This window comes from Actinomadura mexicana (genome assembly GCF_900188105.1).
Classification (GTDB): domain Bacteria; phylum Actinomycetota; class Actinomycetes; order Streptosporangiales; family Streptosporangiaceae; genus Spirillospora; species Spirillospora mexicana.
This window is the reverse complement of the sequence record NZ_FZNP01000008.1, coordinates 36808-61532: the sequence shown is the minus strand read 5'-3', so window position 1 is coordinate 61532 and position 24725 is coordinate 36808. Positions and strand designations below refer to the sequence as shown.

Below are 24725 nucleotides of genomic sequence, written 5' to 3'. Positions count from 1 at the left end.
CGCTCACTTGAGGTCCGCCTCGTCGGCGCGGTGCGCCCACTCGGCGAACGTCTCGCCGCCGGTGCGCTGCTCGTCGAACCTGCGCACGACGCGCTCGACGTAGTCGGTGAGCCCGGCCGAGGTGGTCTTCAGCCCGCGGACCTTCTTGCCGAACGACGCGCCGAGCCGCCCCCCGAGGTGGATCTGGAAGCCCTCGACCTGCTCGCCGTCGTCGTCCACGACCAGCTGGCCCTTCAGCCCGATGTCGGCGACCTGGATGCGGGCGCAGGCGTTCGGGCAGCCGTTGACGTTGATCGTCAGCGGCTGGTCGAAGTCGGGGAGCCGCTCCTCCAGCTCCTCGATCAGGTCCATCGAGCGCTGCTTGGTGTCGACGATCGCGAGCTTGCAGTACTCGATGCCCGTGCACGCCATCGTCTGGCGGCGGAACGTGGACGGCCGGACCTGGAGGTCGTGCTCGGCCAGCGCGTCGGCGAGCGCCTCGGCGTCCTCCTCCGGGACGTCCAGGATGACCATCTTCTGCTCGTTGGTCGTGCGGACCCGGCCGGAGCCGTAGCGCTCGGCGAGGTCGCCGATGACGCCGAGCAGTTCGCCGTCCACCCGTCCGACGCGGGGCGCGAACCCGACGTAGCAGGCGCCGTCCTTCTGCGGGTGGATCCCGACGTGGTCGCGGCGGGCGAGCGGCGCGGCGGGCTCGGGGCCGTCCGGCAGCGCGTACCCGAGGTACTCCTTCTCCAGCACCTCGCGGAACTTCGCGGCGCCCCAGTCCTTCATCAGGAACTTCAGCCGGGCGCGGCTGCGCAGCCGCCGGTAGCCGTAGTCACGGAAGATGGAGGTGACGCCGTGCCACACCTCGCTGGTCTGCTCGGGCTTGACGAACACGCCGAGGCTCTGCGCGAACATCGGGTTGGTGGACAGCCCGCCGCCGACGAACACCTGGTAGCCGGTCTCGCCCGCCTCGTTCACCACGCCCACGAACGCGATGTCGTTGATCTCGTGGACGGTGCAGTGCGACGTGCAGCCCGACATCGCCGTCTTGAACTTGCGCGGCAGGTTGGAGAACTCCGGGGAGCCGATGTAGCGGTCGTGGATCTCGCGCAGGTGCGGCGTCGCGTCCACGACCTCGTCGGCCGCGATCCCGGCCAGCGGACAACCGATGATCACACGCGGGACGTCGCCGCACGCCTCCGTGGTGTGCAGACCGACCGCCTCCAGGGCCTCCCAGATCGCCGGGACGTCCTCGATCCGCACCCAGTGCAGCTGGACGTTCTGGCGGTCGGTGATGTCGGCGGTCCCTCGGGCGTACCGGGTGGAGACGTCCGCGATCGTGCGCAGCTGTGGTCCGCTCAGCTGCCCGCCGTCGATCCGCACCCGCATCATGAAGTAGCGGTCCTCGAGCTCCTCGTCCTCCAGCGCGCCGGTCCTGCCGCCGTCGATGCCGGGCTTGCGCTGGGTGTACAGGCCCATCCAGCGGAACCGGCCGCGCAGGTCGGAGGGGTCGATCGAGTCGAAACCGCTCTTGGAGTAGATGTCGATGATCCGGCGGCGGACGTTCAGGCCGTCGTCGTTCTTCTTGTTCTCTTCGTTCTTGTTGAGCGGTTCGCGGTAGCCGAGGGCCCACTGGCCCTCGCCCTTCTTGCGTTTGGTCGCGGGTGGCACGTCGCGCGTCCTCATCTGTGGTCGTGAGGGACGCGTGGCACACCGGCGCTCTGAGGCAGCCGACTCGACGCTGAGCAGGATGAGGTCAAAGGTGACGCCGATACGCCACGCGCCCGGTTGTACAGGGGCGTGGTCGGAGCGTCACCTACAGATCGCGCTGCGCACGCGGAGGAAGTCGACGTGCCGGCGCTTGGCCAGCAACGGGTCCGCGGCGCTCATACCCGAACTCTGACACGCCGTCTCGCGGACTGTCCAGTGACGTCCGGCATGCGGACGCGTGAGATGCGTCATCCCTGCCGCCTCCAGTTCACCTGAGGCTCGGCCTGCCCGCCGGTCGCGGAGTCCGTGCGGCGCTCGGCGCCGGGCGTGGGGGCGGCGGGCGCGGGACGGTGCTGGCAGTCGCACCAGGAGCCGCCACGGCAGTCCTCGTGGTGGCGCTCGCGGCACGACTGGCAGATCATGTCTCCATTGTCACTCATGAAGGCAAATGCCCGGTTCGCCATGGTCGAGCGCAGATGATCATGGTCCGCAGAACGTTCCGTGCCGTCATAACGGGTATGCACCAAGGGATGTGCACGGAACGGGCGGCACGCCCGCCACACGACCGGGCGGGGGAGGCGATCGGCACGCCACGCGCGGAGCGGACCAGTGAAGTGCGCGATGCGGCACGTTCCGGGCGCGCGACCCTCTACGGTGGGGCGGTGTGACCACCGTCTCCGACGCAGCGGGCGCCTCCCGGGCTGGGGACTCGCCCTCCGGACAGGCCCCGGAGGGCCCGCAGCGGCGCCTGCGGGACCGCCTGGCCGAGCGCGTGCGCGCTGCCGCGCGGGCCGCCGCGGGAATCGCCTGGACGCTGACCAAGGGCACCGCCGTCGGCGGGTTCCGCTACCGGGTCACCGGGCTGGCGGCGGAGGCCGCGTTCTTCGCCCTGCTGTCGATGCCGCCCCTGGTCATCGGGCTCATCGGCACGATGGGCCACCTGCGGGGTCTGTTCGGCGAGGAGACGATCGCCGAGGTGCGCTCGTGGGTGATCGAGCACTCCCAGACGGTGCTGACCGGACCCACCGTCGAAACGGTCGTGGTCCCGCTCATCGACGACGTGATCAGGGGCGGCAGCCCCGACATCGTGTCGGTTAGCTTCCTGATCTCGCTGTGGGCGGGGTCGCGGGCCACGAACGTCTACGTCGACACGATCACGATCGCCTACGGGCTGTCGGGCGTGCGCGGCGTGGTCCGGACCCGGGTGCGCGCGTTCGTGCTCTACCTCATCGGGCTGCTGACCCTGATCGTCGTGATCCCGATGCTGGTGGCCGGGCCCGCGCTGGTCCGCCAGGCGCTGCCGGAGAGCACCGAGGCCGTCCAGGCGCTGTACTGGCCCGTCGTGGTGAGCCTGTCGATCGTCTTCCTCTCGCTGCTGTACCACATGAGCGTCCCGGTACGGACGTCCTGGTGGCGCCAGACGCCCGGCGCGGCGCTGGCGCTGCTGATCTGGATCGTGGGCAGCTTCGTCCTGCGGATCTACCTGGCCGGCTCGCTGACCGGGGTGTCGGTGTACGGGTCGCTGGCCGCCGCGATCGCGCTGCTGGCCTGGCTGTACGTGGCGGCGCTCGCGGTGCTGATCGGGGCCGCGCTGAACGCCGAGATCGACCGGCTGTGGCCCAGCGGGGACACCGCCCGGATCCGCGCCGCGCTGGAGGCGGAGGCCGACCAGCCGCCCCGGGACCAGGACGCGGCGGGTAAGAACCACCCCGATTAAGGTCCTGAAAAGGGCAAACATGTCGTAGCCTCGCGTGACATGACCCCCCGTGAGGAGACCGGCCGGCTGCGGACCGTGACCGGCACGATCGCGACGTCCGACATCACCGGGCCGGTGCTCTCCCACGAGCACCTCCAGCTGGACCTGCGCTGGCCGGCGCGCCCCCAGCTCGCCGGCTCCGACCCGAACCGGTGGCTGGACGAGGAGAAGGCCGTCCAGCGGGAGCTGAACGCCCTGCGCAAGGACCACGGCCTCGGCCTCGTCGTCGACCTCACCTGCTCGGGCATGGGGCGCAACGCCGCCGCGCTCGCCCGCATCAGCGCCGGCGCCCGGGTCGCCGTGGTGGCCGGGACGGGCGTGTTCACCGAGCCGTTCCACCCCGCGTTCGTCCGCGAGATCCTGGCCGCCGGAGAGCCCCCCGCGGTCCCCGGCTTCGAGCCGGACCTCTCCGAGGGCGGGTACCCGGGCCCGCCGGCGGTCGACCGGCTCGCGGAGCGGCTGCTCGCCGAGGTCGGCTTCGGCATGGACGGCACGAACGCGCTGCCCGGCGTCATCGGCGAGATCGGCGCCTGGGGTGAGGCTCCGAGCGAGACCGAGGAGCTGTGCCTTCGCGCCGCCGCCCAGGCCGCCCGCTACGCCGGGCTGTCGGTCGCGACCTACGGGCGCGCGGGCCTCGCCCAGCTGGAGATCCTCACCTCCGCCGGGCTGCCGCCCGAGCGCGTCGCGGTGGGCCAGCAGGACCGGGTGGACGACCCCGCCCAGCACCGCAAGATCGCCGAGTCGGGCGGCTACGTCTCGTTCGGCACTCTCGGCCTCGCGGGGGAGGACGCCGCCGCCGTCGGCGCCCGCGTCCGCCGCGTCCTGGACCTGCTGGAGGCCGGGCACGCCGACCGGGTGCTGCTGAGCACCGGGGTCGCCCGCATGGCCCAGGTCGCCCGCTACGGCGGCGCCGGGTTCGGGTACCTGTTCGACGCGTTCCTGCCCGAGCTGCGCGCCGCCGGCGCCGACGAGGCGACCCTCGGCGCGATCCTGCACGACAACCCGCTGCGGTGGCTCACCGGTTCCTGAGTGGGTAGGGGGACCCCGGAAGGGGGTGCGCCCGATGTCCTGGAACGGACCCGCGGGCGAGGGCGCCCGGCGGCCCGGAACCGTCCGGCTCCCCTTCACCGACCGTGCCGAGGCGGGCCGGGTGCTCGCGGCGCGACTCGCCACGATGGGGCTGGAGGGAGCCGTGGTCCTCGCGCTGCCGCGCGGCGGCGTCCCCGTCGGCCACGAGATCGCGCGGCACCTCCGGGCCCCGCTCGACGTGCTGGTGACCCGCAAGATCGGGTATCCGCCGCAGCCGGAGCTCGGCGTCGGCGCGATCGCCGAGGGCGGCGCCCCGGTGTTCGACGCCGGCCTGCTCGCCCGCCTCGGGCTCCGCGAGGACGAGCTGGCCCCCACCGTGCGGGCCGAGCGCGCCGAGCTGGACCGCCGGGTCGCGGTCTACCGGCGCGGGCGGCCGCTGCCGCGGGTAGCCGGGAGACCGGTGATCGTGGTGGACGACGGGCTCGCCACCGGCGGCACCGCCCGCGCGGCCGTGCGGGCGGTGCGCGGGCGCGGACCGTCCCGGCTGGTCCTCGCGGTGCCGGTGGGCGCCGCCGAGACCGTCCGGAGCCTTGAGGCGGAGGTGGACGACCTGGTGGTGCCGGTCGCGCCCTGGGACTTCCATGCCGTGGGGCAGTGGTACCGCGACTTCGGGCAGCTGTCCGACGCCGATGTGACGGCCTGGCTGGAGCGCGCCGCGTGGCCGGGAGGCGAGGCCCCGGGCGGACCCCCGGAGCCGGGCCGGGCGTGAGCCGCGGTGCCGGGCCGGGCGTGAGCCGCGGTGCCGGGCCGGGCGTGAGCCGCCGGGCGGTCCGGACGGAATGGTGCCCCGCGAATTTTCGGGAAATGGCCACATCGGCGGGGACGGTGCGGTAAAAGGGCGGCCCGCCGGAATGTCGTGGAGCGAGGCGACGGGTCGTGACGCAGATGTGACGAAGAACCCGGGCCCGGTCGGGATGGACCGGGCCCGGGCAACGCAAACGGCCCCGCGGGGCGGGGCCGTGACGTTTTAGGTGGCGTGCCGGGGTTTCGCGATGGGAGCGTTTCGGCGGCCTGCGCCTTCGTTCAGGTGGCGTTGGCGCGACGCATGCGACGACGGCGCTCGGACGCGCGCTCGTCCTCGTTCAGGCCGCCCCAGGTGCCGTACTTCTCGGGCCGGGACACCGCGTAGTCCAGGCAGTCCGTACGGACCGGGCAGCCCATGCAGATCTGCTTGGCCTTGCGCTCGCGGATCTCGCGCTCGGGCTGGCGCTCGCCGTCGGGGCCGAAGAAGAGGACGAGGTCTTCCCCCCGGCACGCCGCGGCGTCCTGCCAGCCCCAGCTGGGACGAGGGAGGTTTGCCTGCCGACGTACCTGAGCCATGGAACACCCACCTTGATTGGTTTTCGAACAAATTCGGGACATGGACGCTCGACGTGCTTCGGATGACAAGAGTCAGAGAAGCGCCGAATGTTCCAACGTCTGGAGTTGCCGCTCTGTTCCCCGTCCGGTTACTCCGGAAACCTGGGGACGTGCGACAGGAGACCCTCGAATGGGGCCTCAGCGAGATTACACGAGGGCCGCCTCGTTGAGAAGGGTGAGTTCCCTAACAACGTAGGTTCTCTGGTTCTCGCCGCAGTCGACCCCGCACGGGTCGGGCTGCTGGACGGCTTCGACTACCACCCGGTAACGGCTCCGCTTCAGGAGAACGACCGCTTCGTGCCGGGTTGTTCCGTGGATTCCAGTGATCGACGCCACGGTCACGTCGTCCACCCCGAGCCGCTCCGTGTGCGCGCGGACGAAGTGCTCCGCCGCCTGCGCGGGCTCGGGGGCTCCAGCCCGTCCGCGCAGCCTGGGAAGGGCGACCTCGCCCCGCAGGTAGGCGTCCGCCGCCGCGTCCGCCTCCGCCTCGCTCAGGTCGCCGTACGAGAATCCGTGGGGAAGACATACCAAATTCGCCGCAAATCGGTCACCGCCGACATGGGTGGTTTCCCAGATGAGGCGGTCGAAACGCATTGCGAGGGAACGGGCCAGCGGCGCACCGGTGCGGGCGCAGCAGGCGTTGCGGCGCCCGTGCGTGCAGACCAGCAGGACCGGCTCGGCCACCCGCTTCCCGAGGCCCGGGGACCGGCCCCTCGCGAGCGCGTCCAGGTCGAGCGCCGCCAGCTCGGCCGGATCGGCCAGCTCGCGCCCCTCGATCCAGGCCTCGCCCCCGCGGGAGGACCCGGCGTAGACCTGGAGCGGCGGGGTGGCGCGCCGGCGGCCCGGCCGGCGGATCAGCTGCGGCCGGACGCCCGCCTTCTTCGCCATCCGCACGGCCTCGGCGACCGGCGCCGGGTCGGCGAGGTCCTCGACGCGTTCGGGCCAGGGGCCGGGGTGCTCGATGAGCAGCCAGGCGCCCGCCTTCACGGTCGCGGTCGCCAGGCACGGCCGCTCGCCGGTGTGGCTCCCCGGACAGTGTCCGCAGCTTCTGCCGCGCGTCACGCAGTCCCCCCGCCGATCTTCGTTCATCCCCGTCAGGCCGAAAACGATTAGGTAAGGGTAACCTAAGGCGCGACGGCCAAACCAGGAGGGGCGGCGAGCAGCGCCTTTGCCGCGGGCAGGGCGGCCTCCCGGTCGGTCGCCACGAGGCCGATCCGGGTGCGCCGGTCCAGGAGGTCGCCCGCGTCGAGGGCGCCCTCGTGCAGCACTCCCCAGGCCAGCTCCGCGCCGGTCACCGGCAGCCCGGGCACGACCGGCTCCAGCAGTGCCGGGTCCCGCCTCCCCAGGGCTGCCAGCAGCGGCGCCTCGGTGCCGTACCGCCGGACGAGCCGGGCGGGCGCGTCCAGAGCGTCGAGCCGGGCGCGCGGAGCCGCGCCGACGAGGGGCAGCCCCGCGGTGCGGCAGGGCCCGGCGGGAAGGCCGCGGGCACGCACGACCGCGTCCACGGCGTCCTCGGCCATCCGCCGGTAGGTGGTCAGCTTGCCGCCGACGATCGTGACGACGCCGTCCCGCGACGTCAGGACGGCGTGCCGGCGGGAGATGTCGGCGGTGTCGCCCCCGTGCCCGAGGTCGAGCAGGGGCCGCAGCCCGGCGTAAGCGCCGGCCACGTCGGCGCGCCGCACCGGGACGTCCAGCGCCGAGCCCAGGACGTCGAGCAGGAAGCCGATCTCCCCCTCGGTCGGCTCCGGCACGTCCGGGACGGGGCCCTCCGCCGGCTCGTCGGTGAGGCCGACGTAGACGCGGCCGTCGCCCTGCGGGAGCACCAGCACGAACCGGTTGCCCGCGCCCGGGATCGGGACGTGCATCGCGGCGGTCAGCCCGCGCAGCGCCTCGGCCCGCAGCACCAGGTGGGTACCGCGGGACGGGCGCAGCCGCACGCCATCCACCAGGCCGCCCGCCCACACACCGGCGGCGTTCACCACCGCGCGCGCCCGCACGGTGATCTCGCGGCCGGTGAGCTCGTCCCGGACGAGGGCGCCGTCGCCGGTCAGCTCGACCGCGCGGCAGCGGGTGAGGATCCGGGCACCGTGCCCGGCGGCGGTCCGGGCGAGCGCGGTGACGAGGCGGGCGTCGTCGGCGAGCTGGCCGTCCCACGACAGCAGCCCGCCGCGCAGCCCGTGGGGGCGCAGGGCGGGGGCGAGCCGGAGCGTCTCGACCGCCGACAGCCGGCGGGGGCCCGGCAGGACCGAGCGCGGGGTGCGGGCGGCGAGCCGCAGCAGGTCCCCGGCGCGCATGCCGCCGCCGGCCAGCAGCGCCTGCGGGCGGGACACCAGCGGGGTCAGCGGCAGCACGAACGGGAGCGCGCGCACCAGGTGCGGGGCGGTGCGCAGCATCAGCGCGCCGCGCTCGACCGCGCTCTCGTGCGCGACGTCCACCTGCCCGGAGGCCAGGTAGCGCAGCCCGCCGTGGATCAGCTTGGAGCTCCAGCGCGACGTGCCGAAGGCCAGGTCGCGGGCATCGACCGCGGCGACGGACAGGCCGCGGGACGCGGCGTCCAGCGCGGCGCCCGCGCCGGTGGCGCCGAGGCCGACGACCAGCACGTCCACCGCCTCGCCGGACAGTTCGGCGAGCTCGCGCTCCCTGCGCGCGGCGTTGAGGGAGGTCCGCGGGTCGGGTCCGGCTGCGTTCACGGCGCGAGCATCCTCTCCAGGATGTGGCGGAGTTCGGCGTCCAGGGCGTCCGCGTCGACCCCGGGCTCTCGCGCGTCGATCATGATCTGCGCGGAGAGCCCGAACGACTGGACGACGAGCAGGAGCGCGCGGGCCTGGAGCGCGGGGTGGCCCGCCCGGATCGTGCCGTCCCGCCGGCCGGCGGCGATCGACTCCTCGAACCCCGCGAGGAAGGCCTGCTGACTGGCGCCGCAGCGGTCCAGCAGGTAGGGCAGCAGCAACTCCGGGTCGACCTCGATGATCTTGCGGAGCAGCGGGTGGTCGCGGAACGTCCGCACGCCGGTGACCAGGCCGTCCACCAGCCGGGGCCGGACGGGGCGGCCGTCGTCGGGAGGCCGCAGCGCGTCGCCGATCCCGGTCCACTCGCGGGTCATCAGGTCGGCGACGATGGTGCGGACGTCCGGCCAGCGCCGGTAGAGGGTCATCCGCGAGACGCCGGCCCGGCGCGCGATGTCGGTCAGCGTCGTGCGCCGCACCCCGACCGCCAGCACGCAGTCGCGCGCGGCGTCCAGCACGGTGTCGTCGGCGGTCCGCGCCGCCGACCTGTTGTGACGGTTCGACGTCATGTGTCACAGTGTAAGCCATCAGGTAGCCGGGGCGGCGAGGGAGGCGGGCGTGGAGACGCGCGACATGCTGTGGAGCGGCTGGGGCGACCCGGCGAAGGCGGCGCCGCTGCCCGAGCCCGTGGTCGGCCTGCTGCGCGACCTGCTCGGCGTGCGGCCCGCCGCGGAGCCGCCGGCCGCGCTGAGCGGCGTCCGGGTCGCCGAGCCCCGGCTGTCCGGGGACGACCTGACCGCGCTCGCCGCCGTCGTGGGGGAGGCGAACGTCCGCGCCGACGCCGAGGCGCGGATCCGCCACACGCGCGGCAAGTCCACGCCCGACCTGCTGCGCATCCGGGCAGGCGACGCCGCCGGCGCACCGGACGCGGTGGTCCTGCCCGGTGACCACGGCGAGGTGCTCGCGGTCCTGGAGGCGTGCGCCGAGCGGCGGATCGCGGTCGTCCCGTTCGGCGGCGGCACCTCGGTCGTCGGCGGGCTTGCGCCGGAGGGCGTGGACGCCTTCGTCGCCCTCGACCTGCGCCGCATGGACGGGCTCGTCGAGCTGGACGAGGTCTCCCGGACGGCCGTCCTGCAGCCCGGCCTGCGCGCCCCGGCGGCGGAGGCGCTGCTCAACGAGCGCGGCTACACGCTCGGGCACTTCCCGCAGTCCTACGAGTGGGCGTCGATCGGCGGGTTCGCGGCGGCGCGGTCGAGCGGGCAGGCGTCCGCCGGATACGGGCGGTTCGACGACATGGTCGTCGGCCTCACCGCGGCCACCCCCGAGGGGACGCTCGACCTCGGGCGGGCGCCGAAGTCGGCCGCCGGGCCCGACCTGCGGCAGCTCGTCCTCGGCTCGGAGGGCGCGTTCGGCGTGATCACCTCCGTGCGGGTGCGGGTGCATCCGGTCCCGCGGGACCGGGCGTACGAGGGCTGGCGGTTCGCCTCGTTCGACCAGGGCGCCGCCGCGCTGCGGCGCCTCGCCCAAAACGGCCCCCTCCCCGCGGTCCTGCGGTTGTCGGACGAGACCGAGACCATGGTCGGGCTGGCCGATCCGGCGGCGATCGGCGACGGCTCCTCGGCGGCCGGGGCCCTGGCCGTCCTCGGGTTCGAGGGCGCCCCCGCCCTCGTCGCCGACCGGCGGGCCGGGGCCGCGCGGGTGCTGCGCGACGCCGGCGGCGAGCCGCTCGGCGCCGGGCCGGGGGAGAAGTGGGAGCACGGCCGCTTCGACGCCCCCTACCTGCGCGACGCCCTCCTGGACGCCGGCGCCTTCGCCGAGACGCTGGAGACCGCCGCCTTCTGGTCGCAGGTCCCCGCGCTGTACGAGGCCGTCCGGCAGGCCCTGATCGGAACGCTGTCGGGCGCCGGGACGCCGCCGCTGGTGATGTGCCACATCTCGCACGTGTACCCGACGGGCGCGTCCCTCTACTTCACGGTCGTGTCCGCGCGGGGCGAGGACCCCGTCGGGCACTGGGCCGCCGCCAAGCGCGCGGCGTGCGACGCGATCCTCGCGGCGGGCGGGACGATCAGCCATCATCACGGGGTGGGCACCGACCACCGCGACTGGTACGCCCGGGAGATCGGGCCGCTCGGCGCCGCCGTGCTGCGCGCCGTCAAGGACCGGGTCGATCCCGCCGGGATCCTCAACCCGGGCGTCCTCGTCCCGCCCGCGGGAAGGGAGTGAGCGCCGTGCGCGCGTTCACCGCGATCGTCAATCCGGCGGCGGGCGGCGCGTCCGCCTCGTGCCTGATCCCGCTCGCCCGGCTGCTGCGCGACGCGGGCGCCGAGGTCGACGTCGAGTACAGCCGGGGGATGGAGCACGCCGCCGGCGCCGCCCGCGCCGCCGCCGGGGCGGACCGCGTGGTGCTCGGCGTCGGCGGGGACGGTTTGGTCGGCTGCGTCGGCGGGGCCCTGGCCGGGACGGACGCCGTCTTCGGGATCGTCCCCGCCGGAAGGGGCAACGACTTCGCGCGGCAGCTCGGCGTCCCGTCCGACCCCGAGCGGCTCGCCCCGCTGCTGCTGGAGGGCGAGCCGCGCGCCGTGGACGCCATCGACGCCAACGGGACGGCCGTGCTCGGCAGCGTCTACGCGGGCGTGGACGCGGTCGCCAACGACAACGCCAACAGGACGCGGCTGCTGCGCGGCTCGGCCGCCTACTACGTCGGGGCGCTGCGCGCGATCGCCTCGTGGCGGCACGCCGACTACCTGATCACCGTGGACGGCGAGCGGCACCGGCGGGAGGGCTACACCGTCGTCGCCGCCAACTCCGGCTACTACGGTTTCGGCAAGCACATCGCCCCTGACGCGCGCGTCGACGACGGCCTGCTCGACGTCGTGCTGATCCGCAAGGCGCCGAGGACGCTGTTCTTCGCCGTCATGCGGGAGCTGGAGGCCGGGACGCACGTCCGGCGGCCCGAGGTGGAGGTGCTGCGCGGCCGCGAGGTGCGCATCGAGCTCGCCGGCGGGTCCGGCAGGACGCTTCCGTACGGCGCGGACGGCGAGCTGCCCGGGGTGCTCCCGGTCACCGCGCGGGTGATGCCCGGCGCACTGCGCGTCCTGGCGCCCTGACCGGCCGCGCCGAGGTTTTGCAGGGCGTTTAGGGCGGTTTACGCCCTCATTACGGCCCTCCGGATAGTGTCGGTTACGTCCCGCTACGGGACCTTGGGGCTGTCTGTGGAGGCATCATGGGAAGGCGACTGCACTGCTCGCCGTTCTGGGGGGACTCATGATGACCGCAGGCCCCCTCGTCGTGGTGGCGCCGGCGTCCCTGGGGGTGGCGCCGGCGCCTAACACGTCCGCCTGACGGGCCGACCGCGTCCGGCCTGAACCGAAGTGTCTGCTTACTGGCGTCGTGTCGTCTTGACGGCGTGACCGCCTCCGGAAAGGCTGTGAGCAACCCCTCACCGCCCGGAGGCATCCTGTGTCTGCCGAGGTCCCCCCCGGACCCGACAACTCGCGCACCTCCGAGGAGGGCGCCGGCTGGGCCTGCGGCAGGCGGGGAAGCTTCTACGAGCTGCTCCCGGACCGCGTGCCCGAGTTCTCCTGGCGCCGCCCCTCGGTGCTTTGGCGCTCGCGCAACGACGTGCTGGCGCGCCTGTTCGGCGACCCGGCGAACGCCATCCGCCGCCGCTGCGTGGCGTCCCTGCGCGAGCGCGGCACCCCTGCCGCGTTCACCGTGCACCGCCCGGCGCCGGAGTTCTCCTTCGTGCTGGTCGGCGACACCGGCGAGGGCGACCGGTCGCAGTACGCGGTGGTCCCGCCGCTGCTGCACGCGACCGAGGGCACCGACTTCATGGTCATCGCCAGCGACGTGATCTACCCCACCGGCGACGCGGAGGACTACCCCGACAAGTTCTTCCGCCCCTATAAGGACTACCCCGCCCCCATCTATGCCGTGCCCGGCAACCACGACTGGTACGACGGGCTGCGGGGCTTCCTGCACGTCTTCTGCGGCCTGGACGAGAACTGCTCGCCGCCGCCCTGGCGCGGGCCGCTCGCGTTCATCCCGCGCCGCCTGTGGCGGCACTCGGGAGCCGTCGACGCGGAGGCCCTGGCCGAGGCCCGCAGGCTGTACCGGGGCGCGCCCGGCCAGCAGGGCGTGCAGCCGGGGCCGTACTGGGCGATCGACACACCCGCGCTGCGCGTCATCGGCATCGACACCGGGATCACCGGCCGGCTCGACCGCGACCAGGGCCGCTGGCTCCGGGAGGTGTCCGGCGGGCCGAAACCCAAGCTGCTGGTGACCGGAAAGCCGCTGTACGTGGACGACGACCACCGTCCCGGGCCGATCGAGGGCGGCGGGACGGTCGACGAGATCGTCCAGGACCCGGCGCACCACTACGTGGCCGCGATCGGCGGCGACATCCACAACTACCAGCGCTACCCGGTGAGGACCGGCGACGGCCGGACGATCCAGTACATCGTCTCGGGCGGCGGCGGCGCCTTCATGCACGGGACCCACACCATCCCGCGGACCCGGGTGGTGGAGGAGGACGAGTTCCGCTGCTACCCGCTGCGGGGCGACTCCCTGTCGCGCTACAGCAAGCTGTACGGCCGGTGGCTGCGGCTCCCGGGGCTCTTCGAGCTCACCCCGCAGGAGGCCGCCGCCGCCGTCGAGCACCGGCTCGGGATCAAGCCGGGGCGCGGATACGACGGCCCCGCGCCGTCCCGCCGCGCGCTCTTCGTCGCCGCCGTCCTCGGCGTGCCGCGCAACAGCCGGAGCCGGCCCCGGTTCCTGCGGCTGCCCGTGCGCAGGCTGCCGCAGCGGTTCCGTTCGGAGCTGGCCGACTGGGACCGGCCGCCGTTCTTCAAGAACTTCCTGCGCCTGGACGTGACGGAGTCGCAGCTGCGCATCCGTTGCTTCGCCGTTACGGGCTGCGGCGACCACGAGACGGCGCCCCCGTGCGAGGACGAGGTGACGATCGCGCTGCGGTAGCCGGCCGGTTTGGAGAAACCGCCAGCAACGGGCCGAATGTGGTCGATCTTCCCTCGCGACGTGCCCTGATCCCGTTACAGTCGGTGGCTCACCAAACCGGTGAACGGTAACGGACGGTCGGCCGGAAAACGACCGCGTCCCCCAGGAGAGCTTCTCGATGAGTTACCCCCAGCAGGGCCAGGGCCAGCAGCAGGCATACCAGGGCGGCTACTCGCCCGCCCCCGCGCAGCACCAGGCGCCCGTCGCCGTCGGCACCGGCCTCAACATGAAGCGCCGCAACCCGGTCGGCGCCTGGCTCGGCCTGCCGATGATCACCTTCGGCATCTACGGGCTCGTGTGGTTCTTCAAGGTCCACAACGAGCTGCACGAGTACGACCGGCGCATCGACAACGCCGCCACCAACGCGCTGCTGTCCATGCTGTTCGGCGGCATCACCCTCGGCATCTGGCCCCTCGTCATGTGGGTCAAGCTCGGCGGGCGCATCGCCCAGGCCCAGCGCGCGGCCGGCCTCCAGCCGAGCTGCAGCGGCGGCATGGGCTTCCTGCTCGGCATCTTCGGCTTCGGCGTGCTGTACTACCAGCTCCAGCTGAACAAGGTCACCGACCGCTACGGCGACACGCCCGCCGCCCAGCAGGTGTCCCTGGCTGCGTAGTTTTTGCATTTTCCTCCTTCTTCGGGCCTGGCGGCCCTCCATCGTCGGGAAATGCGGGCGATCGCCGGCATCGCTTCGTCTCGCCTTGCGGCTCGCTTCGCGATCAGTTTCTTGCTTCGCTCGAAACCGCCCTTGGACGCGATCGCGAGGCGAGGTCGTCGCCGGCTGAGCTTCAGACGCTGTGTTGAGCAGCGGGCCGCGGCCCTGGCCTGCTGATTCAGGTTGCACCGGACCCCTCCGTGGACTCCTCACGGAGGGGTCTCGGCATGTGGGCGGGGGGTGGACTGTCGGTGGGCGGGGTCAGAATGGGGGCGTGAGGATCGCGGTCGCGGCCGGGGGCGGGCGTGGGGGAGCGCTGCGGGCGGTGGCGGAGGACGGGTCGCCCGTGGCGGCCGTCGAAGAGGTGTCCGACCTGGTCTCGGCCATCGCTGAGCGGGAGCGTGACTTCGCGCCGCGCTGGGTGTGGCCCTCCACCGCGCGGCTCTATCCCCGGCTGCTGGAGGCGGGGGTGCGGGTGTCGCGCTGCCATGACCTCGAACTGGTCGAGAGCCTGCTGCTCGGCCATGCCGGACGGTACGGGGAGCCGCGCTCGGTTCGGGCGGCATGGGCGCGGCTGCGCGGCGAGCCCGTCCCGGCCGATCGGCCGCCGTCACGGGACGACGCGGCGCAGCCCTCGCTGTTCGACGACGACGCCGGGCGGGAGGAGCCCGCCGACGACCTCGGCCAGATCGTCGCGGTGCACGCCGAGCAGCAGCGCGCCGCGGCCGGGCTCGACGGGTTCGCGCTGCTCGCGGCGGCGGAGTCGGCCGGGTCGCTGGTGGCCGCCGAGATGGCGCACGACGGGCTGCCCTGGTCGGCGGCCGGGCACGACGCGCTGCTCACCGAGATGCTCGGGCCGCGCCCCACGGGCGGTCTGCGACCCCGAAGGCTGCAGGACCTCGCCGACCGCATCAGCGCGGCGTTCGGGCCGCGCGTGCACGTCAACCCCGACTCGCCGGCGCAGATCATACGGGCGTTCGCCTCGGCGGGGCTGCCGGTGCCGTCCACCCGGGCGCACGTCCTCAGGCGGCTCGACCACCCCGCCGTCCCCCTGCTGCTGGAGTACAAGGAGCTGGCGCGGCTGCACGCCGCGCACGGCTGGACGTGGCTCGACACGTGGGTGAGCGGCGGCCGGTTCCGTCCCGAGTACGTCGTCGGCGGCGTGGTGTCCGGGCGGTGGGCGACGAGCGGCGGCGGGGCCCTGCAGATCCCGCGCGTGCTGCGCAAGGCCGTCGTCGCCGACCCCGGATGGGCCCTGGTCGTGGCCGACGCGGCGCAGCTCGAACCCCGGGTGCTGGCGGCGCTCGCCGGCGACCGCGCGTTCGCGGAGGCCGCCGCCCACGGCGACCTCTACGCCGCTTTGTCCGACGCCTTCCGCGACGACGCCGACGGAAAGCGGACCGCCCGCGACAAGGCCAAGATCGCCTTGCTGTCCGCCATGTACGGGGGAGGGACGGCGGACGCGGTGCAGCTCCTCGCCGTCCTGAAGAGCCGGTTCCCGCAGGCGTTCGAGTACGTGGAGGCCGCCGCGCGGGAGGGGGAGCGCGGGGGGCTCGTGCGGTCCCGCCTCGGGCGCACGTGCCCGCCGCCCTCGGCCGGGTGGCGCGAGCTGACGTCGGCGGGCGACGACGACGCGGCCCCGGGGCCCCGGGGCGGCCCGGCGGCCCAGGCGCTGCGGGGGCGGGGCCGCTTCACCCGCAACTTCGTCGTCCAGGCCACCGCCGCCGACTGGGCGCTCGCGCTCCTGGCCTCCCTGCGCCGCCGCCTCACCGCGCTCGGCCCGCCCCGCCTGGTGTTCTTCCAGCACGACGAGGTCATCGTGCACAGCCCGGCCGACCTGGCCGAGGAGGTCGCCGGCGCGGTGCGCGACGCGGCGCTGGAGGCGCGGGGACTGCTGTTCGGCGACACCCCGGTCGTCTTCCCGATGGAGATCGCGGTCGTCGGCCGCTACGCCGACGCCAAGTGAGCGGCCAGCGCGCGGATCGTGTTGGCCGCGGCGAACGCCTGCCCCCGGGCGTTGAGGTGCAGCCGGTCGGCGCAGTAGATGCCCGGATCGGCCGCGACGGGATGCCCGCGGGGATCGTCGACGTGGCAGGCGCCGTGCTCGGCCGCGACCTCGGCGGTGAGCGCGGCCAGCCGCCGCGTCCGCGCCGAGATGACCTCCCGGTGACGGGACGGGCCGAGCCCGGCGGCGGTGATGTCCAGCAGCCCGATCGTGACGACGTCGGCGCCGGCCGCGCGGAACGCCGCGACCATCCCGGCCAGCTCGCGGCGCACGCCGTCCGCGTCGAAGTCCGGGCGGAGCATGTCGTTGCCACCGGCCACCACGAACGCCAGGTCGGGCCGGAACTCCAGGGCCGGCCCGAGCTGCCCGGCCGCCACCTGCGCGGCGAGGAGGTCGCGCCGTCCCAGGTTCAGTGCGGTGAATCCGGGCGCCGCCGCGCCCAGCGCCTCCTCGACGCGGTCGGTCCAGGACAGGTCCCGGTAGCCGGGGACGGGCTCGCGGACGCCCTCGGCGATGCTGTCGCCGATCGTCACCATCCGGGTCCACGGCGCGCCGGCCAGCAGCGCGGCGGCCTCGGCGGCGGGCAGCACGGACGGGTCCGTCCACTCCGACAGGATCGTCTCGGTCATGGTCCCTCCTTCAGGGTTTCGCCGGGCGGACGGTGAGGAGCAGGCCGGCGGCCGCCGTGCCCGCGGCGGCGATCGTGCAGAACAGGTACACGGAGGCGTAGTCGCCGAGCGCGGCGCGCTCCGGCAGCAGCGCGGCGAGGACGGCGATGCCGAGCGCGCCGCCGAGCTGGCGCGCCGTGGTGTTGAGCCCGGTGGCGCCGGCGAACCGCAGCGGTCCGGCCGACAGCGCGGCGGCCGCGGCGGTGCCGGTGCTGAGCATCCCCACCCCCGTCCCGAGCAGGAGCCCGACCGGGAGCCAGAACGTCAGGAAGTGCGGCTCGGCGGGCAGGGACGCGACCGCCCAGACCCCGGAGGCGGCCACGATCAGCGCGCCGCCCGTCACGGCGGGGCGGACGCCGGCGCGGGCGGTGAGCCGTCCCGTCAGGACCGCCGCCGCGGTGGCCGTGAACGCGCCGGGCGTCGAGGCGAACCCCGCCTTCAGGATCGAGTAGTGCCACTGGCCCGTCAGGAAGAGCACGCCGACGAGCAGCCACGCGTACAGCGCCGTCCCGTACAGGAACGAGGCGGCGTTCACGACCGCGAACCGGTGGTTGCGCCACAGCGAGATCTCCAGCGCGGGCACCGGGTGCCGCGCCGACCGCCACAGCGCCAGGCCGGCCAGGCCGGCACCGCCGATCAGCAGGGCGGGCGTCCGGGCGTCCGTCCATCCCCAGTCCTGGCTCTGCGTCACGCCGAGCGCGACGCCGCCCACGCCGGCGCCGAGCAGCACCGTCCCGGCGAGGTCGGGCAGCCGGCCCGCGCCGCCCTCGGCACGGGGCAGGCGCCGCCCGCCGAGCAGCATCGCCAGCCCGAACGGGAGGTTGATGAGGAACAGCGACCGCCAGCCGGACAGGTCGACCAGCACCCCGCCGAGGCCGGGGCCGATCGCGGCGGCGAACGCGCCCGCCGCGCTCCACAGCCCGATGCTGCGGGCGCGCCGCTCGGGGGGCGTGTCGCGCAGCAGCAGCGCCAGGGACGCGGGGATCAGCGCCGCCGCGGCGGCGCCCTGCACGGCGCGCGTCGCCAGCAGGACGGGCAGGTTCGGCGCGATCGCGCACGCCAGCGACGCCAGCGTGAACAGCCCGGTGCCCCACAGGTACAGCGACCGCCGCCCGACCAGGTCGGCGACGCGGCCGGCGGGGGCGAGCAGCGCCGCGAACAGCACCGCGTACAGGGTGATCACCCAGGTCAGGCCGGACAGCGTGCTGCCGGGGAAGTCGGCGTGCAGGTCGGGGACGGCCAGGTTGGCGACGGTGGCGTCGAGCATGGCCAGGAACGTCGCGCCGGCGGCGAGCCAGGGCACGTCCCGCCGCGCGGCGGGCGGCGCCGGCGGCGCCGGGCCGGTCCCGGTGGTCTCGGTCGCGGTGGTCTCGGTCTCGGTGGTCATGGGCGGACCTTTCCGGAAAAAAGAACGAACGGTCGTACAATCTTCGTTGGGAGTGGTCCGCGTCAAGGGGGTCGGCTCATTGACTTTGAACGAACGGTCGTGCAGATTTGAGGGTGTGAGCACCGACGGACGGCTCCTCAAGGGTGAGCAGACGCGCAGCACGATCCTCGGCCGCGCCGTCGACATCGCTTCGGCGGAGGGACTGGAGGGCCTGTCGATCGGCCGGCTCGCGACCGAGCTGCGGATCAGCAAGAGCGGCGTGTTCACCCACTTCGGCTCCAAGGAGGAGCTCCAGCTGGCGACGGTCCGCAGGGCGGCCGAGGTGTTCCGCCTGCACGTTGTCGAGCCCGCGCTCGCCGCCCCCGAGGGGATCGCCCGCGTCCGCGCGCTCCTGGACGCCTGGCAGCGCTACCAGCGCGAGCCCGTCTTCCCCGGCGGATGCTTCTTCCACTCCACGATGGCCGAGTTCGACGCCCGCCCCGGACGCGTCCGCGACGCGATCGCCGCGTCACAGCGCGACTGGCGCGCCTTCCTGGAGCACTGCATCCGCGAGGCGCGCGAACTCGGTGAGATCGAGGCCGCGACCGACGTCTCCCAGCTCGCCTTCGAGCTGGAGGCCCTCTGCCGCACGGGCGCCGCGCAGGCCCTCCTCCACGACGACCCGTCCCGTTACGAGCGCGCCGCCTACGCCATGAACACGCGGCTGGCCGCCGTCACCCCGCCCGACGGCTTTCAGGCGGGGGAGCCCTCGCCCGCGACCGTGTAGGACGGGCGGGTGTTGAGGCTCTCGGCATCGGTGAAGGACGTCCGGAGGTAGGCGCTGCTGATGGCGGTCAGCTCCTCGGGAGCCAGGACGTCCTCGATGGCCGCGAAGCCGTGCGGCGCCCGTTCCGCGACGAGCCGCAGAACGCGTTCGGCGGGCATGTCCCGGCAGGCGAGGACGACGGCGTTGGCCGCCTCCCGGCGATCCTTCTCGTAGCCGAGGAGCCCCTCCCCGGCGCTCGCGGCGGTGGCCAGCCGGTAGGCCAGGACCCGGGCGTCGAGCACCGCCTGGGAGCCGCCGTTGGAGCCGATGGGGTACATCGGGTGGGCGGCGTCGCCGAGCAGGGTGACCCGGCCGAACGTCCAGCGGTCGACGGGCTCCCGGTCGACCATCGGGTACTCCAGGATCTGCGCCGCGCCGCCGAGCAGGGACGGGACGTCGAGCCAGTCGAACCGCCAGTCGGCGAAGTGCGGCAGCACGTCCTCCAGGCGGCCGGCCCGGTTCCAGTCCGCGGCGCCGCTCCGCAGGTCGCCCGGGACCCGTACCTCGGCGACCCAGTTCAGCAGCGCCTTCCCCCGGCGCTCGGCGCGCATCGAGATCGGGTAGACGACCATCTTGGCGGCGGCGTTGCTGCCCGCGACGGCGAGGGTCCGCCCGGTCAGGAACGGCTCCGCCTCGGTGAGGCCGCGCCACATCCGGATGCCGTTCCACAGCGGCGCGCCCTCGTCCGGGTACAGCCGCGCGCGGACGGCGGAGTGCAGGCCGTCCGCGCCGACCAGCACGTCCGCCGGTACGGACTCGGCGGTGCCGGACGCGCGGTCGAGGAGGCGGGCCCTGACCGTGTCCTCGTCCTGCTCGAATCCCTCGAAGAGGGTGCCGGTGCGGACGGCGCCCTCGCCGAGCCGCTCCCGCACGGTGTCGAGGAGCAGCATCTGCAGCTCGCCGCGATGGATCGAGTACTGCGGCCAGTCGTACCCCAGCGCGCGCCCGCGCGGGTCCCCCCAGATCCGGCCCCCGTACCGGTCGAAGTGCACCATCTCGGCGGTGGGGACGCCGAGCTCGGCCAGCGCGCCGCCGAGGCCGAGCTCGGTCAGCTCGCGGACGGCGTGGGGGAGCAGGTTGATGCCGACGCCGAGCGGCCGCAGCCGGACGGCGGCGTCGACGACGACGGTCTCGATGCCCGCCTGGTGCAGGCTCAACGCGGTCGTGAGCCCGCCGATCCCGGCTCCGACGACGAGTACGCGCATCGATCCCCCTACTTGTCGAGCGCGGCGCCCGAGGCCGCGGGCGCCGCGCCCGGCACCTTGGCGCCGCCCCGGACGAGCCGTCCCACCTCGGCCCGGAGCCGGACGAACTCCGGAAGGCCCCGGGTCTCGATCTGGTCGCGGGCGGCCGGCAGGTCCACCGGCAGGTCTGCGTGCACCCGGGCGGGGGACCGGTTCAGCACGACGACCCGGTCGCCGACGTAGACGCTCTCGTCGATGTCGTGGGTGACCAGCAGGATCGTCATCTTCTGCGTCCGGTGGACCTGCAGGACGAGGTCCTCCAGGTCCTCCCGCGTCTGCGCGTCGACGGAGCCGAACGGCTCGTCCATCAGCATCAGCGAGGGGCGGTAGGCCAGCGCCCGCGCGATCGACACGCGCTGCTGCATGCCGCCGGACAGCTGCCAGGGGTACTTGCGGCCCGCGTCCGGCAGCCCCACCGACTCCAGCGCCTCCTGCGCCGCCGCGCGCCGCTCCTGGCGCGACTTCCCGCGCCGGCGGAGCGGGAGCGCCACGTTGTCGCGGACGGTCAGCCAGGGGAACAGTGAGCGGCTGTAGTCCTGGAACACCACGGCGAGGTCGCCCGGGACCCCGTCGATCGGGGACCCGTGCAGCGTCAGGGTCCCGCCGGTCGGGCGGATCAGCCCGGCGATGCACCGCAGCAGGGTGGACTTGCCGCAGCCGGACGGGCCCACGATGCTGACCAGCTCGCCGTCCGGGACGCGCAGGTCCAGGCCGTCGAGGGCCAGGTGACCGTCGGCGTAGGAATGGGTGAGGCCGGTTATCTCCAGCATCGCGGCCGCCTTTTCTGTGTGTGCGTCATGGGTGTCGTCGGTCGGATTCTCATCGGTAGGGGTCGTCGTCAGTTCTGGAGCCGCCGCGCTCCGGCGTGCCAGGCCAGGAGCCGCCGTTCCAGGAGCTGGAACACGGTGTTGAAGAGGAAGCCGAGGATCCCCAGCATCACGATCCCCGCCCACATCCGCGGCAGCTCGAAGGAGCGCTGCGCGCCGATCAGCTCCGAGCCGATGCCCGCGGTGCTGCCGAACAGCTCCGACAGCACCATCAGGATCAGCGCGAACGACAGCGCGACGCGCAGCCCGGCGAAGATCTTCGGCGCGGCCGCCGGAAGGATGACGGTCACCAGCCTGCGGAGGGGGCCGACGCCGAACACCCGCGCCGTGTCCAGGTGCAGCGGGTCCACGGCGCGGACGCCGTCGGACGCGTTGAGCAGCACCGGCCAGACGACCCCGAACGCGATCGTCACGATCTGCATGGTCGCGCCGAGCTGGAACACCATGATGAAGAACGGCACCAGCGTCGGCGGCGGCACCGCCCGCAGGAACTCCAGCACCGGGTTCAGCAGGTCGGACAGGGTCTGCGAGCGTCCGATCGCCGCCCCGAGCACGACGCCGGCGGCCCCCGCGGCGGCCCACCCGGCGAACAGGTGGGTGAGGCTGGCGGAGAAGTCGTCGAGGGCCTTTCCGGTGAGGAACAGGTGGGACGCGGGGCCGGCGAACCACAGCTCGTGCAGCGACGCCAGGATCGTCGTGGGCGGCGGGAAGTAGGTCTCGTCCACCGCCCTGGTGACCAGTTCCCACAGCACCGCGACGAGCGCGACCAGCCAGGCGCGCTCGGCGAACCCGCGCACCGCGCCCGCGGTCCTCGCACCCGCTCCGCGCGGGAGGACGGCCGCGTCCGCCGCCGGCCCCGTCCCGGCCTTCACGCGACCCCCTCCACCTGGGCGCCGTGCCAGCGGAACGCGAGCCGTTCCAGCCGCCGCAGCCCGGTGTTGGCCACGAGGCCGAGCACGCCGGCCCAGCAGGCCCCGGCCAGCAGCAGGTCGGTGCGTCCGCCGCCGGACTGGGTGTCGCCGAGGTAGATGCCGACGCCGTCGACCCCGCCGGCGAACAGCTCGGTGCTGATCACGACGATGAGTCCGACGGAGGCGGCGATCCGGACGCCGGTCGCGATGAACGGGGCGGCGCTCGGCAGCGACACCCGCCACAGCACCGACAGCGGGCCGAACCCGAAGGCGCGGAGGGTGTCCTTGGCCAGCGGGTCGACGTCGCGGAGCGCGTACAGGGTGTTGATGAGGATCGGCCACAGGCACGCGTAGAAGACCAGCGACATCTCCATCCGCGTCGGGTCCGCGAACAGGATGATGGCGAGCGGGATCAGCGCGACCGACGGGACGGGGCGCAGCAGTTCGACCAGGGCGCGCGCGGCGGTGCCGAGGAACGGCACCGAGCCGAGCAGGACCCCGAGCGGCACCGCCGCGAGCACCGCCAGCGCGAGCCCCCCGAACCAGGCCCTGAGCGTGGCCGCGACGTCCACGAGGAACTCCCGGTCGACCGCCAGCCTCCCGGCCTCGCGCCCGATGGTGGACGCCGGGGGGAGCGCGCTCGCGTCGACGAGGCCGCCGCGGCTCAGAAGCTCGACGGCGGCGGCCGCGCCGGCCGCCCCGGCGGCGCCGAGAAGGACGCGGCGCCGGGTCATGGGGCCGGCGCGACGAACGACGTGACGTCGATCTTCTCGTCCACGTACCCGAACCGCTGCATGAGGTCGGCCACGCGCTGCAGCGCGGCGGCGTCGATCGACGTCGGGTAGGTCCCGTAACTCATCCCGGCGGCGACCGCGGCGTCGATGCCCTTGGCGTAGGTCGGCAGGATGCCCTGCACCAGCCCGCGGTCGCCCGCGGCCATCCCCTGCGCCTTCTGGAGCGCCCGCCGGAAGGCGGCGACCGTCTTCGGGTTCTCCTTCACGAACTTGTCGGTGGCGGCGTAGCCGGCGATCGGCAGCCCGTCGGCCTCGCCGGCGGAAAGGTCGGCGACCATGCGGGCGCCCATCGACTTCTGCATCTGGGTGCCGAACGGCTCGATCGCCTGGACGGCGTCCACGCTCCTGGACTTCAGCGCCTGCTCCATGGCGGGCGGTGCGATCTCCACGAAGTTCCTGTCCTCGTCGAAGGTCACGCCCTGGGGGCGGGCGGCGGCGCGGACCAACATCGTGCTGACGTTCCGCTTGGTGTTGACGCCGATCTTCCGTCCCGCCAGGTCCTTGACCGTCCGGTAGGGGGAGTCGCCGCGCACCATCAGCGTGTGGGTCTTCGGCGCGCTCCGGAACCCGTCCGCGACGATTCTCGGCTTGAAACCGGGGTCCTTGGTCCCGGCGGTGAGCAGCGAGACGTAGTTGCCGAAGCTGAAGTCGAGACGGCCGCTCTTCAGCAGCGGGACGCCGGCCGCACCGCCCTGGATGACCTGGGTCCTCACGGTGAGGCCCTCGGCCTTGAACAGTCCCTTGGACAGGGCTATCTGGACGGGCGCGGTGTCGGCGACCGTCATGGTGCCGAGCCTCACCTCGGACTGCTCAAGGCCGTTGGCCGACTTCTTGCCGCCGGAGCCGCCGCAGGCGGCGCCGAACGCGAGCGCGATGCCGAGCACACCCGCGAGGGCCGCTCGGGGACGGGAAGCAGACATGAGCGATGCTCCATGCGCCGGGGGGTCGTTGAAGGCTTAACCTTTCACAGTTCCCCGCGCCCCGGAATGGGTCCCCGCCCCCGCCGTCGCGTCCGCCGCCCCGGGCTCGTCCGCCGCCTTGCCGCCGGCGACGCCGCGGACCAGCCGGCCCACCTCGGCGCGCAGCCGGACGAACTCCGGGTCGGACCGCGTGCCGATCTGGTCGCGGTCCGCGGGCAGCGTGACGGGCAGTTCGGCGCGGATCCGGCCCGGGTCGCGGGCGAGCACCACGACCCGGTCGCCGAGGTAGACGCTCTCGTCGATGTCGTGGGTGACGAGCAGGATCGTCACGCCCTGGCTCCGGTGGACCTGGAGCACCAGGTCCTCCAGGTCCTCGCGGGTCTGGGCGTCGACGGAGCCGAACGGCTCGTCCATCAGCATCAGGGTCGGCCGGTAGGCCAGCGCCCTGGCGATCGACACGCGCTGCTGCATCCCGCCCGAGAGCTGCCACGGGTACTTGCCCGCCGCGTCCTTCAGGCCGACCGACTCCAGCGCCTCGGCGGCCCTGGCGCGCCGCTCGGACCGGCCGAGGCCGCGGCGCCGCAGCGGCAGCCCGACGTTGTCGCGCACCGTGAGCCACGGCATCAGCGAGCGGCTGTAGTCCTGGAAGACCACGGCGAGGTCGTCGGGGACGCCGGCGACGGGGGCGCCGTTCAGCACGACCTTCCCCTCGCTCGGCGCCATCAGCCCGGCGAGGCAGCGCAGCAGCGTGGACTTCCCGCACCCCGACGGCCCGACGATGGTGACGAGTTCGCCCTCGCCGACCCGCAGGTCCATGCCCTTCAGCACGCGGTGCCCGCCGTAGGCGTGGCCGAGTCCGGTGACCTCCAGCATG

General features: G+C 74.0%; 23 protein-coding genes. 9 read left to right on the top strand and 14 right to left on the bottom strand.

Annotated elements, in window-relative coordinates; genetic code table 11:
* Window positions 1–3: 3 nt before the first annotated feature.
* Window positions 4–1656: a nitrite/sulfite reductase gene (locus CHC11_RS21205; RefSeq protein ID WP_089313814.1), complete on the bottom strand. Its 1653-nt coding sequence runs from the start codon at window positions 1654–1656 to the stop codon at window positions 4–6.
* A gap of 287 nt (window positions 1657–1943) precedes the next feature.
* The gene (locus CHC11_RS41460) at window positions 1944–2117 is read right to left on the bottom strand and encodes a hypothetical protein (protein ID WP_179278927.1); all 174 of its coding nucleotides are present in this window, start codon (window positions 2115–2117) and stop codon (window positions 1944–1946) included.
* Between the two features lie 242 nt (window positions 2118–2359).
* On the opposite strand from CHC11_RS41460, the gene CHC11_RS21200 reads away from it, so the two are divergent.
* Genes CHC11_RS21200 through CHC11_RS21190 form a run of 3 tightly spaced genes read left to right on the top strand, consistent with a single transcriptional unit; the run spans window position 2360 to window position 5249 of the window.
* Window positions 2360–3412: a YihY/virulence factor BrkB family protein gene (locus CHC11_RS21200; RefSeq protein WP_089313526.1), complete on the top strand. Its 1053-nt coding sequence runs from the start codon at window positions 2360–2362 to the stop codon at window positions 3410–3412.
* A 39-nt stretch (window positions 3413–3451) separates the two neighbouring features.
* The gene (locus CHC11_RS21195) at window positions 3452–4480 is read left to right on the top strand and encodes a phosphotriesterase family protein (RefSeq protein WP_089313525.1); all 1029 of its coding nucleotides are present in this window, start codon (window positions 3452–3454) and stop codon (window positions 4478–4480) included.
* 34 nt (window positions 4481–4514) lie between these two features.
* A complete protein-coding gene (locus tag CHC11_RS21190; protein ID WP_089313524.1) occupies window positions 4515–5249 on the top strand; it encodes a phosphoribosyltransferase in 735 nt (244 codons plus the stop codon).
* Between the two features lie 314 nt (window positions 5250–5563).
* On the opposite strand, the gene CHC11_RS21185 is transcribed toward CHC11_RS21190, so the two are convergent.
* The 4 genes from CHC11_RS21185 to CHC11_RS21170 all read right to left on the bottom strand — a co-directional run bounded on the left by CHC11_RS21185 (window position 5564) and on the right by CHC11_RS21170 (window position 9194).
* The gene (locus CHC11_RS21185; RefSeq protein ID WP_089313523.1) at window positions 5564–5860 is read right to left on the bottom strand and encodes a WhiB family transcriptional regulator; all 297 of its coding nucleotides are present in this window, start codon (window positions 5858–5860) and stop codon (window positions 5564–5566) included.
* Between the two features lie 186 nt (window positions 5861–6046).
* Window positions 6047–6961 (bottom strand): sucrase ferredoxin, encoded by a 915-nt coding sequence (locus tag CHC11_RS21180; protein ID WP_089313522.1) that lies wholly within the window; start codon window positions 6959–6961, stop codon window positions 6047–6049.
* A 62-nt stretch (window positions 6962–7023) separates the two neighbouring features.
* Window positions 7024–8589, bottom strand: coding sequence for a glycerol-3-phosphate dehydrogenase/oxidase (locus CHC11_RS21175; protein WP_218826183.1), 1566 nt, complete (start codon window positions 8587–8589; stop codon window positions 7024–7026).
* Window positions 8586–9194, bottom strand: a complete 609-nt coding sequence (locus CHC11_RS21170; RefSeq protein ID WP_089313521.1) for a TetR/AcrR family transcriptional regulator — start codon at window positions 9192–9194, stop codon at window positions 8586–8588. Before CHC11_RS21170 ends, CHC11_RS21175 begins: the two co-directional genes overlap by 4 nt.
* A gap of 64 nt (window positions 9195–9258) precedes the next feature.
* Between CHC11_RS21170 and CHC11_RS21165 the strand changes: the two genes are divergently transcribed.
* From CHC11_RS21165 to CHC11_RS21145, 5 genes are all read left to right on the top strand, one after another.
* On the top strand, window positions 9259–10848 hold the full coding sequence (locus CHC11_RS21165) for an FAD-binding oxidoreductase (protein ID WP_089313812.1): 1590 nt from the start codon (window positions 9259–9261) through the stop codon (window positions 10846–10848).
* A 5-nt stretch (window positions 10849–10853) separates the two neighbouring features.
* On the top strand, window positions 10854–11732 hold the full coding sequence (locus CHC11_RS21160) for a diacylglycerol kinase family protein (RefSeq protein ID WP_089313811.1): 879 nt from the start codon (window positions 10854–10856) through the stop codon (window positions 11730–11732).
* A gap of 352 nt (window positions 11733–12084) precedes the next feature.
* On the top strand, window positions 12085–13599 hold the full coding sequence (locus tag CHC11_RS21155; RefSeq protein ID WP_089313520.1) for a metallophosphoesterase family protein: 1515 nt from the start codon (window positions 12085–12087) through the stop codon (window positions 13597–13599).
* 157 nt (window positions 13600–13756) lie between these two features.
* On the top strand, window positions 13757–14251 hold the full coding sequence (locus CHC11_RS21150; RefSeq protein WP_089313519.1) for a DUF4234 domain-containing protein: 495 nt from the start codon (window positions 13757–13759) through the stop codon (window positions 14249–14251).
* Between the two features lie 313 nt (window positions 14252–14564).
* On the top strand, window positions 14565–16256 hold the full coding sequence (locus CHC11_RS21145; RefSeq protein WP_089313518.1) for a bifunctional 3'-5' exonuclease/DNA polymerase: 1692 nt from the start codon (window positions 14565–14567) through the stop codon (window positions 16254–16256).
* Here CHC11_RS21145 and CHC11_RS21140 read toward each other — a convergent pair.
* Together CHC11_RS21140 and CHC11_RS21135 are read right to left on the bottom strand one after the other, a co-directional pair.
* Entirely contained in the window at window positions 16238–16924 is a 687-nt protein-coding gene (locus CHC11_RS21140; RefSeq protein ID WP_089313517.1) for an SGNH/GDSL hydrolase family protein, read from the bottom strand. The two genes, CHC11_RS21145 and CHC11_RS21140, sit on opposite strands and share 19 nt — an antisense overlap.
* Before the next feature lie 10 nt (window positions 16925–16934).
* Window positions 16935–18350: an MFS transporter gene (locus tag CHC11_RS21135; protein WP_179278926.1), complete on the bottom strand. Its 1416-nt coding sequence runs from the start codon at window positions 18348–18350 to the stop codon at window positions 16935–16937.
* 115 nt (window positions 18351–18465) lie between these two features.
* Between CHC11_RS21135 and CHC11_RS21130 the strand changes: the two genes are divergently transcribed.
* The gene (locus tag CHC11_RS21130; protein WP_218826181.1) at window positions 18466–19116 is read left to right on the top strand and encodes a TetR/AcrR family transcriptional regulator; all 651 of its coding nucleotides are present in this window, start codon (window positions 18466–18468) and stop codon (window positions 19114–19116) included.
* On the opposite strand, the gene CHC11_RS21125 is transcribed toward CHC11_RS21130, so the two are convergent.
* The 6 genes from CHC11_RS21125 to CHC11_RS21100 all read right to left on the bottom strand — a co-directional run bounded on the left by CHC11_RS21125 (window position 19083) and on the right by CHC11_RS21100 (window position 24724).
* Window positions 19083–20360 carry a flavin-dependent oxidoreductase gene (locus tag CHC11_RS21125; RefSeq protein WP_089313515.1) on the bottom strand — a complete coding sequence of 426 codons (1278 nt, stop codon included), beginning with the start codon at window positions 20358–20360 and terminating at the stop codon, window positions 19083–19085. The genes CHC11_RS21130 and CHC11_RS21125 overlap by 34 nt on opposite strands.
* An 8-nt stretch (window positions 20361–20368) precedes the next feature.
* Window positions 20369–21169, bottom strand: a complete 801-nt coding sequence (locus CHC11_RS21120; RefSeq protein ID WP_089313514.1) for an ABC transporter ATP-binding protein — start codon at window positions 21167–21169, stop codon at window positions 20369–20371.
* A 68-nt stretch (window positions 21170–21237) separates the two neighbouring features.
* Window positions 21238–22098 carry an ABC transporter permease gene (locus CHC11_RS21115; RefSeq protein WP_245919530.1) on the bottom strand — a complete coding sequence of 287 codons (861 nt, stop codon included), beginning with the start codon at window positions 22096–22098 and terminating at the stop codon, window positions 21238–21240.
* Complete coding sequence (locus CHC11_RS21110) at window positions 22095–22871, bottom strand: ABC transporter permease (RefSeq protein ID WP_089313513.1); 777 nt, start codon at window positions 22869–22871, stop codon at window positions 22095–22097. Before CHC11_RS21110 ends, CHC11_RS21115 begins: the two co-directional genes overlap by 4 nt.
* The gene (locus CHC11_RS21105) at window positions 22868–23851 is read right to left on the bottom strand and encodes an ABC transporter substrate-binding protein (RefSeq protein WP_089313512.1); all 984 of its coding nucleotides are present in this window, start codon (window positions 23849–23851) and stop codon (window positions 22868–22870) included. The genes CHC11_RS21110 and CHC11_RS21105 overlap by 4 nt, the downstream gene beginning before the upstream one ends.
* Before the next feature lie 36 nt (window positions 23852–23887).
* Window positions 23888–24724, bottom strand: a complete 837-nt coding sequence (locus CHC11_RS21100) for an ABC transporter ATP-binding protein (RefSeq protein WP_089313807.1) — start codon at window positions 24722–24724, stop codon at window positions 23888–23890.
* Window position 24725 lies beyond the last annotated feature (1 nt).